At 50.4% G+C, this 13413-nt stretch carries 11 protein-coding genes; 7 read left to right on the forward strand and 4 right to left on the reverse strand.

The window, feature by feature from the left end:
• The first annotated feature begins 1 nt into the window (after position 1).
• The 5 genes from hcaB to F905_RS14020 all read left to right on the forward strand — a co-directional run bounded on the left by hcaB (position 2) and on the right by F905_RS14020 (position 5538).
• Positions 2 to 817 (forward strand): 3-phenylpropionate-dihydrodiol/cinnamic acid-dihydrodiol dehydrogenase, encoded by an 816-nt coding sequence (gene hcaB, locus F905_RS14000; RefSeq protein WP_005182001.1) that lies wholly within the window; start codon positions 2 to 4, stop codon positions 815 to 817.
• 67 nt (positions 818 to 884) lie between these two features.
• Positions 885 to 1850: a 3-carboxyethylcatechol 2,3-dioxygenase gene (locus tag F905_RS14005; protein ID WP_005182005.1), complete on the forward strand. Its 966-nt coding sequence runs from the start codon at positions 885 to 887 to the stop codon at positions 1848 to 1850.
• 4 nt (positions 1851 to 1854) lie between these two features.
• Positions 1855 to 3084: a 3-phenylpropionate/cinnamic acid dioxygenase ferredoxin--NAD(+) reductase subunit gene (gene hcaD, locus F905_RS14010; RefSeq protein WP_005182007.1), complete on the forward strand. Its 1230-nt coding sequence runs from the start codon at positions 1855 to 1857 to the stop codon at positions 3082 to 3084.
• A gap of 312 nt (positions 3085 to 3396) precedes the next feature.
• Positions 3397 to 4305: a DMT family transporter gene (locus tag F905_RS14015; RefSeq protein WP_005182008.1), complete on the forward strand. Its 909-nt coding sequence runs from the start codon at positions 3397 to 3399 to the stop codon at positions 4303 to 4305.
• Positions 4306 to 4488: 183 nt separating this feature from the next.
• Positions 4489 to 5538 (forward strand): MBL fold metallo-hydrolase, encoded by a 1050-nt coding sequence (locus F905_RS14020; protein ID WP_005182011.1) that lies wholly within the window; start codon positions 4489 to 4491, stop codon positions 5536 to 5538.
• 69 nt (positions 5539 to 5607) lie between these two features.
• On the opposite strand, the gene F905_RS14025 is transcribed toward F905_RS14020, so the two are convergent.
• Positions 5608 to 7128: a catalase gene (locus F905_RS14025; RefSeq protein ID WP_005182013.1), complete on the reverse strand. Its 1521-nt coding sequence runs from the start codon at positions 7126 to 7128 to the stop codon at positions 5608 to 5610.
• Between the two features lie 275 nt (positions 7129 to 7403).
• The gene (locus F905_RS14030) at positions 7404 to 8069 is read right to left on the reverse strand and encodes a TetR/AcrR family transcriptional regulator (RefSeq protein WP_005182016.1); all 666 of its coding nucleotides are present in this window, start codon (positions 8067 to 8069) and stop codon (positions 7404 to 7406) included.
• An 80-nt stretch (positions 8070 to 8149) separates the two neighbouring features.
• Here F905_RS14030 and F905_RS14035 point away from each other — a divergent pair, with 80 nt between their 5' ends.
• Entirely contained in the window at positions 8150 to 9802 is a 1653-nt protein-coding gene (locus F905_RS14035) for an acyl-CoA dehydrogenase family protein (protein ID WP_005182019.1), read from the forward strand.
• 151 nt (positions 9803 to 9953) lie between these two features.
• Here the strand turns inward: F905_RS14035 and F905_RS14040 are convergent, their stop codons facing one another.
• The gene (locus F905_RS14040; RefSeq protein WP_005182023.1) at positions 9954 to 10445 is read right to left on the reverse strand and encodes a macro domain-containing protein; all 492 of its coding nucleotides are present in this window, start codon (positions 10443 to 10445) and stop codon (positions 9954 to 9956) included.
• Positions 10446 to 10873: 428 nt separating this feature from the next.
• On the opposite strand from F905_RS14040, the gene F905_RS14045 reads away from it, so the two are divergent.
• Positions 10874 to 11053 (forward strand): DUF7230 family protein, encoded by a 180-nt coding sequence (locus tag F905_RS14045; protein ID WP_005182025.1) that lies wholly within the window; start codon positions 10874 to 10876, stop codon positions 11051 to 11053.
• A 13-nt stretch (positions 11054 to 11066) separates the two neighbouring features.
• Here F905_RS14045 and ptsP read toward each other — a convergent pair whose 3' ends face one another.
• On the reverse strand, positions 11067 to 13364 hold the full coding sequence (gene ptsP, locus F905_RS14050; RefSeq protein WP_005182028.1) for a phosphoenolpyruvate--protein phosphotransferase: 2298 nt from the start codon (positions 13362 to 13364) through the stop codon (positions 11067 to 11069).
• Between the last annotated feature and the right edge of the window lie 49 nt (positions 13365 to 13413).

Below are 13413 nucleotides of genomic sequence, written 5' to 3' on the forward strand. Positions count from 1 at the left end.
CATGGGTTGGCTAAAAGGCGAAGTTGCACTCATCACTGGTGGTGGTTCGGGTTTAGGCTGGGCTTTGGTTGAGCGTTTTTTAGAAGAAGGAGCACAGGTGGCCGTTCTTCAGCGTTCTCAGTCTAAAGTTGATGCTTTACAGGAACACTTCGGTGACCGAATTCTTGCAATCGCTGGTGATGTTGCCAACTATGAAGACAATGTCCGTGCTGTTCAAGCGACCGTTGAGCGTTTTGGCAAGCTTGACTGTTTTGTGGGTAATGCCGGTATCTGGGATCACTATGCCGATATCGTCAACACCTCGGGTGAGCAACTGGATAAAGCCTTTGATGAAATCATGGGCATTAATACCAAGTCGCTGATCCTGGGTGCCAAAGCAGCGCTAGACGAACTGATCAAGTCTGAAGGTTCAATTATCTTCACTTTATCGAACTCTGCGCTGTATTCATCGGGCGGTGGTCCTGTTTATACCGCATCCAAACATGCCGGTGTAGGCATCATGAAAGAACTGGCCTATGAATTAGCGCCAAAAGTTCGTGTCAATGCCGTGGCACCGTCTGCCATGAATGTGAATATCAAAGGCGCGGCATCACTCGGTCAGGAAAATGTTGGCCTGCTCGATGCACGTGATCCTGAGAAAATTGCCCGTGGTATGCCACTGAACTTCTTGCCAGAACCAGAAGATATGACCGGTTCATATGTGCTGCTGGCTTCACGTCAAAATAACCGTCCACTGACCGGCGTGCTGATTAACGCGGAATGTGGCTTGGGCATTCGTGGTTTACGTCAACCACGTGCCGGTTTCTTTGACGAGTAATTCACGCCTTAAAACATAATGGACTAACCCGGCAGCCTTTTGGCTGCCTTCCGTTTAGGAGTCACACATGGCCGTTAAACTTATTTGTGCATCGCACAGTCCTTTAATGGAGTTTGCCACTCCGCAAGAACAACGCAAAGAACAAGCTGTTCGTCAGGCGTTTGAAAAACTGTCTGCGGAAGTCAAAGCCTACGATCCAACCCTGATCATTACCTTTGGTCCAGACCATTTCAATGGTTTCTTCTATGACCTGATGCCAAGTTTCTGTGTCGGCATTCGTGCCACTGCAGCAGGTGACTGGGACTACGGTAAAGACAACAACAAGATTGATGTGCCTGAAGAGACTGCACTCAATCTGGTCCGCCGTGTCCTTGATGAAGGCGTGGATGTAGCCTATTCGTATCGTATGCAGGCCGACCACGGTGTGACCCAGCCATTACATTTCCTGTGTGGTGGTCAGCTCGATCGTTATCCTACTATTCCAGTTTTCATTAATGGTGCAGCTGCACCAATGCCAACCACCAAACGTACCATCGCTTTAGGTCGTGCGGTCGGTCAGTTTATCAAGTCACTGAATCTTGAAAACGAACGCGTACTGGTTCTGGGTACGGGTGGTCTGTCTCACGATCCACCAACCCCGCAAATGGGTTCGGTACCACCAGAAGTGGAAGAATTCCTGATTGCCGGTCGTAACCCGACCCCGGAAGCCCGTGAAGCCCGTCAGGCAAAAATTATTGCCGTGGGTCAGAAGCTGGCCGCGGGGGATACTTCTGTGGCAGTCCCGCTGAATGCGGAATGGGATATTGCTTTGCTGGAGAAATTCAAGCAGGCAGATTTCGCAGCACTGGAAGCCATGACTGAAGCGGAAATCCGTCGTGATGGCGGCCGTGGCGGTCAGGAAGTCCGTTCATGGATGGCGGCATTTGCTGCATTGCATGAGCTGGGCGAATATGACATGACCACCCACTGCTATGAAGAAATCAGCGAGTGGATTGCCGGTTTCGGTATCGTTTCTGCAGAATTAAAAGGTTAATTGAATGAGCAATGTAAACAGCATCGTGATTGTCGGTGCAGGTCAGGCCGGTGCCAGCGCAATTCTGGAATTACGTGGCAACAAATACGAAGGCAAAATCACCCTGATCGGGGATGAAACCCATTTGCCGTATGAGCGTCCGTCTTTGTCTAAAGATGTGATTCTCAAACCAGCCGAAACCAAAATCGAAATTCTGTCAGAAGAAAAACTGGCGGAACTGGGCGTTGAAACCATCCGTGGTAACGGTGTGGCCAAAATCAATGCCGAGGCAAAAACGGTTGAACTGCAAAACGGTGATGTCGTTGCTTATGACAAGTTACTGCTGGCCACCGGTGGTGCAGCGCGTCGTTTACCCAACTTCGATGCGCTGGGTAAACACGTGTACACCCTGCGTAACCTGGAAGATTCACAAGCGCTGGTGCCGGTATTACAGCCGGGCCGCCGTATCATCCTGATTGGTGGTGGTGTGATCGGTCTGGAGCTTGCATCAAGCGCACGTTTTAAAGAATGTGAAGTGACCGTGATTGAAATGGGTCCAATGGTGATGGGTCGTTCATCACCACGCATCCTGAGCGAGTTCCTGCTGCAGCAGCAACAACTGGCCGGTGTTGATGTACGCCTGTCGACCCAGATTGCAGAATGCAAGCTGGATGGCGAAGAAATTGTGGTAACACTGGAAGGCGGTGAAGAGCTGCGTGCAGATGCTGTGGTCTATGGCATCGGGATTATCCCGAATGCACAGCTGGCCGTTGAAGCCGGTCTGGATGCGGACTTTGCGGTTAAGGTCAATGAAAATTGCCAGACTTCAAATCCGGATATTTATGCAGCGGGTGACGTGGCCACGCAACTGCGTGACTGTGGTAACCACCGCCGCGTTGAAACCTGGGAAAATGCCAACCTGCAAGCGGGTATCTTCGCGCGTCACGTGATGGGCGTTGAACATCCAGCGGCAAACCCGGCCTGGTTCTGGACCGATCAGCTGGACATCAACTATCAGTTTGTTGGTGATATGGCAGCGGCTGAATGGCATGTGCGTGGCGAGATTAAACCTGAACTGCGTGCTGAATCATCATTCGTATTGTTTGGTGTCACCGATGGCGTGATCGTTGGCGGGATTACCGTGAATGCAGCCAAAGACATGCGTCACCTGAAAAAGCTGATCAGCAAACAGGCGGCTTTTGAGGCTGACAAATATCTCGATCTGAGTCAGGATCTTCGTAAGCTGGTAAAATAATCCGGCGATACGGCAGGGCAGACCTTGGGTAACTTTGGTCTGCTTTTTTATGGCTGTTTTATTTTAATGTCGAGACATGAGCACAATGTGCATGGTGATTTGTACATGACTTTGTGTCGGTAGGTCTTACTTTTTAAAGCTGATAAGAATCCTCAAAATTTATTTTTGAGTTCGCAGGGCAAAACTCTTTTCATTGTTTGGGCGTCTCTCTTCGTTCCGTGGTGACATTCAGGTCGTCATCCTCATTATTTCAAGATGGGTTTGAATAAAGATGCCTTCATTTTATGGTTTTCAAATTTAGTTGAGTTGTCTATGAGTTCAAACTCATCTCCCATGATCGTTACCGCCAGTATCTATGCCTTGCTGGTGCTGATCTGGGCCACCACGCCGCTGGCGATTGTGTGGAGTGTGGAAGAAGTCCATCCCATGTGGGTGCTGATTATCCGCTATTTCGGGGCTTCGCTGATTACGCTGTTTTTACTGAAACTGATGCGTGATCCGTTGCCGCTGGATGAAACCTCACTCAAAAGTTATGTGGCGGGCAGCCTGAACCTGATTGGTGCGCAGCTGTTTATTTATCTGGCAGCCAATTACCTGACTTCGGGTTTAATGGCACTGATTTTTGGTTTTTCCCCGCTTATTGCCGGTTTAATTGGCCATGTGATTTTAAAAACCCAGAAACTGGTGGCCCTGCAATGGCTGGGCATGGCGGTGGCGGTGGCCGGGCTGAGTTATGTCTTTGCCGACTCGGCAGACAGCAAGATCAACCCGATTGGGATTGTGCTGATGTTAATTAGCATGGTGTCGTATATCAGCTCGATTTTCTGGGTCAAGCAGATTAATGCACCACTGAGTCCGATGTCACAGGCCACCGGTTCCTTGCTGGTCTCGGCACTGGGTTCAATGCTGATGTTGCCATTCATCTGGTCACATATGCCAACCGAATGGCCGGGCATGCAAACCATGATTGGCTTTTTGTTTACCATGATCATGTCTTCGATTGTGGCGATGCTGTGTTATTTCTGGCTGATTCGCCGTCTGGCTGCGTCCACTGTCTCTTTAAGCAATGTGATGACCCCGATTATTGCACTGGTACTCGGAGCGACCCTGAATCATGAGCATATCAGTGCACATGCGGTGGCCGGGATTGCGGTGGTGATGCTGGGCATTGTGATGTATTTCTGGAAAGACTGGCAGCGTCAGTATTTTTCTAAATGGTGACAGCACAGGAAGCCATGCGCTTCCTGCTGTTTTGGCTTTTGCTAAAAACAACAAAAACATAAAACAAAATATTCCACAATTTTGGATACTATGCATATTGCATCGGCACTTGCTGTCCTGTGTAATGAAGACTTAATAAATCACAGGATTTGCTCTACGTGCTTCAATTTTTATCGGACTGACATGAATCAAAACGCGGAACCTAAGCATTTTCAGCTACCAACCGAAACATGTTGGTCACACGCCTGGCGTCAGCCTGCTTTGCAGTTTTTACCTTCCCGGCATTATAACGGTGCCCAGTTTTTCAATCCGGTGCCGGCACCCGAAGGGCGTAGCCGCAGTGATTTGCTGAAATGGCTGTTACAGCGTAAACGCAATAGCTGGACCGCAGAAAACACACCAGAGCAGCCCGCTGAAGGCAAGCGTCCGATTCCGCAGGAACGTCCGAATGCCAGCCTGGATGACTGGCAGATCTGGTTTGTAGGGCATGCTACCGTTCTGATTCAGATTGGCCCCTATAATTTCCTGACCGATCCGGTCTGGTGTGAATATGCCGGACCGCAGCAGGGCAGAGGTCCGAAACGGATTTGCCCGGCTGGAATTGCCCTGGAAGAGTTACCGACCATTCATGCGGTGCTGTTGAGCCATAACCATTATGACCACATGGATCTGGCCACCCTGCGCTGGTTACATGCCCGTTTTGCCATGCCAATTTATACCGGACTGGGCAACAGCTGGTATTTGCCAAAAAACTTTCATGTGGTGGAAATGGACTGGTGGCAATCGGCGCTATTTAATGAATTAAAACTGGTCTATATTCCGGCGCAGCATGGTTCAGGCCGTGGTATGCGCGACCAGAACAGCGCCCTCTGGGGTGGTTTCTCGATTCTGCATGGTGAAGATCACTGCTTCTTTGCCGGAGATACCGGTTATTCCTCGCATTTTAAGGAAATCCATGCCCGTATTGGCGCACCGCGGATTGCACTATTACCGATTGGTGCCTATGAGCCACGGGACCTGATGCGCTATATGCACATGAATCCGGAAGATGCTTTTCAGGCGCATAAAGACCTGCATTCCAAATGTTCGCTGGCCATTCATTACCGTACCTTCCAGCTCACCGATGAAGGCCGTGAACAGCCGGAAGTCGATTTGCAAAATGCCATGCGTAAATCCTCAAAACTGATGAATCCGTTTTATTGCATTCGCGAAGGCAAGAAGCTGATTGTTTAAGTTTAAATCCTGCAACAAAAAACCACCCGAAGGTGGTTTTTTTATGGCTTGAACTCTCTGTGTAGAGGCTTAGAGCACGCCTGGCTGACCCAGCGCAGGGTCGGTGGCTCGAGCGGCCTGAGCATCTGCCACGGTCATCCCCAAGGCTTGGGCTACACCTTCGCCGTAGGCCGGGTCACACATAAAGCAGTTACGGATATGACGGTACTTGATAAAGTCATAGGCATCGCCCATGGCACGCGCAGTATTGTCAAACAGCGCCTGTTTCTGTTCAGGATTCATCAGGTTGAACAGGGCACGCGGCTGGCTAAAGTAATCGCTGTCATCTTGACGATAATCCCAGAAATCGGCATCGCCACGGATTTTCAGTGGTGGTTCACGGTACTGTGGCTGTTCCTGCCATTGCTGGAAGCTGTTTGGCTCATAGTGTGGCAAGCCGCCATAGTTGCCATCCATACGGCCCTGACCATCACGGCGGTTAGAGTGGACCGGACAACGGGCTGCGTTTACCGGAATCTGGGAATGGTTTACCCCCACGCGATAACGTGCGGCATCGGCATAGTTAATTAAACGCGCTTGCAGCATACGGTCTGGTGAATAGCTGATCCCCGGCACCAGAGTACTTGGTGCAAAAGCGGCCTGTTCCACATCCTGGAAATAGTTTTCTGGGTTACGGTTCAGTTCAAACTCACCGACTTCAATTAATGGATAATCACCTTTTGGCCAGACTTTGGTCAGGTCAAACGGATGATAAGGCACGGTTTCCGCTTCGGTTTCCGGCATGATCTGCACGAATAGGGTCCATTTCGGGAAATCGCCACGTTCAATTGCATTAAACAGGTCATTTTGGCTGCTTTCACGGTCCTGGCCAATCAGTGCTGCGGCTTCGGCATCGGTCAGGTTTTTAATGCCCTGCTGGGTACGGAAATGGAATTTGACCCAGAAACGTTCATTGTTGGCATTAATGAAGCTGTAGGTGTGGCTGCCAAAACCATGCATATGGCGATAACCATCAGGAATACCGCGGTCTGACATGACAATGGTCACCTGATGCAGCGCTTCTGGTAACAGGGTCCAGAAATCCCAGTTGTTGTTAGCAGAACGGACGTTGGTTTTCGGGTCACGTTTTACCGCTTTGTTCAGGTCCGGGAACTGGCGCGGGTCACGGAAGAAGAACACCGGTGTGTTGTTACCGACTAAATCCCAGTTGCCTTCTTCGGTATAGAATTTTAGTGCAAAACCGCGAATATCACGTTCGGCATCGGCAGCACCGCGCTCACCGGCCACCGTCGAGAAGCGGGCAAACATTTCGGTTTTCTTGCCGACTTCAGAGAAAATTTTGGCGCGGGTATATTGGGTAATGTCGTGAGTCACGGTAAAGGTTCCGAATGCACCTGAACCTTTGGCGTGCATACGACGCTCAGGAATCACTTCACGAACAAAGTTCGCCAGTTTTTCATTGAGCCATAAATCTTGGGTAAGTAATGGACCGCGGGCACCGGCGGTCATACTGTTCTGGTTATCGACCACCGGAGCACCGGCATCGGTGGTGAGGTGGGTGACCGGACATTTTTTAAAGTCTTGGCTCATTATCGTTCTCCGTTATTGTATTCATGTGCTGACGTTGGACACGGGCTGGATTCTCCAGGCAGGTGACATCTCATGAAATTAACCGTTATCAAAGTCATCAATATAAAAAATAAACCCACCTTATCATTGAAATCTACCTTGCAATAGCTGGCTGGGCAGAATGACGATGGATAAAAAAACATAAAAATGCAACTTGGTTCTTATTTAACTTAAACCGAATATAACACTTTTTCAAATAGATAAAACGATTAGTGCTCAAAGGAATAATCGATAGCTTAAAGTTTTGATTTCTGAGTGTTTTGGTCGGATTTTGTTGAGATGAGCCGGGCTAAAAATGGCTGGATGGCCAGTTCAATATCGGCCTGCAGTTGCGGCCAGTCCTGAAATGTGGGCTGGATTAACAGGGTTTGTGAAATAAAGCCATAACTGATGCGATGCAGGTTTTCGGCACAGCGCAAGCGTTCGCGGGTTTCAGGCGTATAGCGGCTTAAAATCTGCTGCCAGCTGTCCAGCATCAGCTGATAATGCTTTTGATAGGCCTGCTCGCTCGACAGGCTGCGTTCCAGTAAAAACACACTGGCCCACAGCCGCTGTTCGCTGCGGATACGGTCAAGCTGAAAGCGCAGCAGGGTCAGTATATCGCTGCAAATATCACCAGTTGTGGATAACTGCGGTGGTGGCTGGTTATAACTGCGTAGCGCCCCGGCATGCTGGATAATCTGCTGGTGGATTACCCAGGCCAGCAAATCTTCTTTCTGGGCAAAGTATTCATAAAAGGTGCCCAGACCGACGCCGGCCAGCTCGGTAATCTCGCGGATGGTCAGTTGTGCGGGTGTCTGCTGCTGCAAAAGCCGAACAACACTGTCCAGCAGTGCCTGCTGGGTCTGTTTGGCCCGGGACTGGCGAGGCTTACGCCGCAGCTGTACAGAGGGGGAGGTCATGACTGAAAACCGAACATGCTGTGGGTGAATATTCTTTATACTGAAAGCCTATCATCATAATCAATCAGGAACGATGAACGATGCAGGCATGGATGACCCATTCTATTCAGAATCAGTTTGATGAACGTCAGGATTATAATCTGTTTGCGAGTGACCGCGTGTTGCAGGAAATCTTGCAGCGCTATGGCAGTCAGGATCAGGCACGCCTTAGCGCACTCGGTCAGCAGGCCGGATCGGCAGAGGCTTATCATTCTGCCCATTTAGCCAATAGCCATACCCCGCAGTTACAGGCCTTTGATGCTCGCGGCCGCCGTCAGGATGTGGTCGAGTTCCATCCGGCCTGGCATTACTGGATGGCGCTGAACCGGGAATTTCAGACCCATGCCCATCCCTTTATTGAACCTCAGTCCGCATCTGGCTGGCTCGATTGGGCAGCGCGGTTTTATCTGAGTGGTCAGGTTGAATGTGGCAATCTGTGTCCCGCTTCTATGACCCTGGGCAGCATTCCGCTCATTCAGCGTGAACCTGAACTGTGGCAACAGCTCGGCGATAAACTGCTGTCGAATGAATATGATGCGCGGGATATTCCAATGGCGCAGAAAACATCAATCTGGCTGGGCATGGGCATGACTGAAAAGCAGGGCGGCTCCGATGTACGCGCCAATGAAACCATCGCCACTCCGGTGGGGGCAGCGGGTCGTGGCCAGCCTTATCTGCTGATCGGGCATAAATGGTTTTTCTCGGCGCCGATGTGTGATGCGCATTTGGTGGTGGCCAAAACCGAACAGGATGGCTTGGCCTGCTTCTTTGTGCCGCGCTGGCTGGAAGATGGCCGCAAGAACACGATTCATATCCAGCGTTTAAAAGATAAGGTCGGCAACCGCAGCAATTCCAGCTCGGAAGTCGAGTTTCACGAGGCTTGGGGCATCATGATTGGCGAAGCTGGCCGTGGTATTCCCACTATTATTGAAATGGCCAATTATACCCGCCTGACCTGTGTGGTCGGCAGCAGTGCCATGTTGCGCCAGGCGCTGGTGCAATGTATTGCCTATACCCGGCAGCGTAAAGCCTTTGGTAAGCCGCTGGCTGAACAGCCGCTGATGCAGGCGGTGCTGGCTGATCTGGCACTGGAAACCGAAGCCGCGGTGCAGCTGGGTTTTTATCTGGCGCAGTGCTATCAGTTGGATACGCTGCTGGCGCAGGCCTGGAAGCGGATTATGACTCCGGCCGCCAAGTTCTGGGTGTGTAAGCGTACTGTCGAGCTGAGCGGCGAAATGATGGAAGTTTTTGGCGGCAATGGCTATGTCGACAACGGCATCATGGCGCGTATTTTTAAAGAAGCTCCGGTGAATAGTATCTGGGAAGGGTCGGGCAATGTCATGTGTCTGGATGTGCTACGCGCGATACAGCGTGATCCGGCCTCCATGCAGGTCCTGTTGCAGTCGCTGGCCGACGGTGTGCAACAGCAGCCGCTGTTACAGCAGGAATTACAGGCGCTGATGCAGCTGTTCCAGCAGACAGACCCACAAGCCTTGCAGTTTATGGCACGTACGCTGGTAATCCGTTTGGTGCTGCTGGCACAGGCGGTCATCTTAAACCAGCATGCACCTGATTTTGTGGCACAGGCCTTTATCCAGAGCCGTTATCAGACCCTGCATGGTCAAGTGGTGGGCATGTTAGACCCGGCCCAGGTCGATGTTGCCCGGCTGTTAGAACGTGCGCTGGCGGTTTAAACATCACGCGTGATAGAGAGTATCCTGATAGAAAAATTCCCCGCTTGACTTCAGCCAAGCGGGGAAATCGGACTGGATGCATGGCGGTCTGCAGTTGCGCAGCCGTGTGATCCCGGCATCAGTCTCACGCTAACGATCAAACGAGTTTGGCTTAATGCGCCGGTTCGTCTGCTTTAACCCCTTTCTGGTACAGGGTGTAGATATAAACCGGAATATTCAGGTCTTCTAAATGCTTGTAAATTAGCGGGCGGACTTCTTCCCAATCCAGACCGCCGACACCGGTAGCCAGACGTGGCAGCGCCAAACTTTCAATATTCTCGGCTTCAACCAGCTGTTTCAGGTTTTTCAGGGTGCGGTTGACGTATTCTGTCGATGCTTTACCCGGCTTAGAACCGTTGTCATAGGCTGCTTCCTGAGTCATCAGGTTAATGATGCGCTGACCTTCGGCATTGACCCAGGTCCACTGCTCACTCGCTTTAGGATGGTAAATATGGCAATAGTTCCGGAAGTCTTTATACAGCGCTGGCCAGTGTTCGCGCAGACTTAAAGCCAGTCCGGTGGCAAAGTTATCATTTGGGGCAACACCGTGGGCAATGGCACGAGCCTGGCTTAATAAAATATCTCCAGAAACTTCATAAATCATGCTGTGAACTCCTGTTTTGGAAGAGGCTGTTTGAATTGATCTTCTAGCTTCATCTTAGCCTATCAGGAAGTTTTTTCTAGCGTGCTATATAACTGCTAAGTCTTTGCAAAATAATAAAAAATATAAGATTTTGTGGTATAATTATAGGGGCAGAGCAGCTGAATCTACTTTCATTTTTTGACTGAAGAATGTTCAGAAAAACACTGCAAAATTTTTCTATACCGTTTCTTTTATTGTTACATGACTGTCGCAAAATTGCTGCTGAATTGTCCAAAAAAATGTATGATTGACTCCCCATTCCAAAGGGATGTCGACGGGAAGCAAAACGCAGTTTTAAGGCTAAAATGCGCTTGAATTTTGCGCAAATGTACCCATCAATACAGCGCAGGAACACCTGCATTCAAATCATGAACCGGAAGGATAAAGTGATGGCAAAGAAAAAACAGCCAGAAGTGATTCAGCATAACTTCGTGGCCAAATATATGCATGAGGTCAACAAGAGCCAGGTTTTTGTCGACCGGAAAAAGAATGCCAAACGCGGCTATAGCAAACACAAACAAGGGCGATATTCTGATGATTATCGCCCTTATTCATTCTGTCTGATTTAAATCAAAATATGGCTTAAGCGCCAACAATCCGGGTAGAGGCCTTGACCATATCGCCCAGACCATGGGTTTTAAAATAATATTCCATCCAGCTTTTCACCATCAGCGAATTATTCATTTTCAGCACCCGTTCCAGCTGCTCCTGTGCTTCGCTCATCGGCACATGGCAAATCGCTTTACGCACGCGCAGAATGTTACTCGAACTCATCGACAGGGTATTAAAGCCCATCGCCATCAACAGCACCGCAGATAGCGGATCACCGGCCATTTCACCACAAATGCTGACCGGTTTATCGTACTTGTGACATTCCTTGACCAGACGGGTCAGTGCGCGTAGCACTGATGGATGGAAATGCGAATAGACGTTGGCCACGCGTGGATTGTTACGGTCCACTGCCAGCAGATACTGGGTCAGGTCATTGGAACCGACCGAGAAGAAATCGACCAGTTCGGCAAATTCATCAATCTGCAGCAGCACACTGGGCACTTCTACCATAATCCCGATACGCGGTTTATTGATCTTGACCTGTTCTTCTTCCTGTACCGCATGCCAGTCACGATCTAGCAGATACAGCGCTTCTTCGACTTCATTGACGCTGGTGACCATTGGCAGCAGGATGTGCAGATTGTTCAAGCCAATGCTGGCTTTGAGCATGGCGCGAATTTGCGAAGAAAAAATTTCCGGATGATCGAGGGTGAAGCGAATCCCGCGCCAGCCTAGCGCCGAGTTTTCTTCTTCAATCGAGAAATACGGCAGGTCTTTGTCTGCGCCAATATCCAGGGTACGCATTACCACCGGTTTATTGGCAAAGTGGCTCAGCTGCTGGCGGTAAATGGCACGCTGTTCTTCTTCGCCCGGGAAACGGTCCCGCAGCATAAACGGAATTTCAGAGCGGTATAGGCCGACCCCTTTGGCACCACGTTGTACCCCGCGTACCACATCAATCATCAGACCGGTATTGACATACAGTTTGACCGTCACGCCGTCTGGGGTAACGGCGTCCTTAGTTTCATACTGTTTCAGGTCTTTGGCAATCAGTTCTTCTTCTTTCTGAATTTCTTTATAGCGGGTGCGTAAACGCCGTGGCGGATTAATAAACACCCGGCCCTGATGCGCATCGACAATCATTTCTACGTCATCGAGGGTGTTGATCGGCAGTTCAGTCACCCCGACCACGGTTGGAATACCCAGTGCGCGCGCCACAATCACCATATGTGAGTTCATGGCGCCTTCGGTGGTGACAATTGCGGCAATTTTATCGACCGGTAATTCCACCAGTGCCGCGGTCGAGATTTCTTCACCAATCAGAATACTTTCATCGGTCAGTTCGCGGTGGCTGGCATCGGCTTCCTGCAAATAGGCCAGAATACGCCGGCCGAGATCTTTTAAGTCGGAGACCCGTTCGCGCAGGTAGTCATCTTCCATCTGGGCAAACTGGGCAATGTGGCTGTCAATGACAATCCGCACCGCACCTTGTGCCCAATTGCCATCCCGAATCAGTTCTTTAATTTCCGCCGGCAGGGCATTTTCATCCAGCATACGCAGGAACACGCTAAACAGGGCGCGTTCTTCGGCCATCAGCGCATCCTGCATTTTGTCATCCAGCGCCTGAATTTCCTGACGCACGGCATCCAGCGCAGTGTCGAGCAGTTTCAGTTCTTCGCTGATGTCATCGGCTTCACGGTCAGGTACCGCCGCCAAATCTGCTGGTGGATAGAGAATGACCGCACGGCCAAGCGCAATCCCGCCCGAGCCGGAAACGCCCTGGAAGGTTTTGTAGGCTGGCAAATTGCTGGGTTTACGGAAGACATCAATATTGCCGACGGCATGCGCATGGGCAATCACGCCAGAGAGCTGGGCGCAGAGCGTGACCAGAAAGGATTCAGCCGCTTCGCTAAAGTCCTGACATTCTTTGTTCTGCACCACCAGTACGCCCATGACCTTACGACGGTACATGACCGGCACGCCGAGGAAGGAATTATAAATTTCTTCGCCAGTTTCTGGTAAATACAGGAAGCGTTCATGTTTCGGTGCATCGTCCAAGTTGACGATTTCTTCGCGCTGGCCGACTAGCCCCACCAGACCTTCACCGGTATGTAGGGACACATGGCCGACCGCTTCCGGATTCAAACCCTTAGAGGCCATCAGCAGATAACGCTGGTTGCGCTCATCAAGCAGGTAAATAGAGCAGACATCGACATGCATGGCTTCAGCAACCTGATTGACCATAATGTCGAGCGATTCATGCAAACTGGTGGACGCATTAATTTCCTGCACAATGCGTCTTAGGGTATCCAGTTGCATATTCGACATAAAGTCTGCTCCAAATCAGCGTTCCAGTTCTGTTCTCTTTATAGCAAGA

The sequence above is a fragment of the Acinetobacter sp. CIP 53.82 genome (assembly GCF_000369465.1).
Taxonomy (GTDB): domain Bacteria; phylum Pseudomonadota; class Gammaproteobacteria; order Pseudomonadales; family Moraxellaceae; genus Acinetobacter; species Acinetobacter indicus.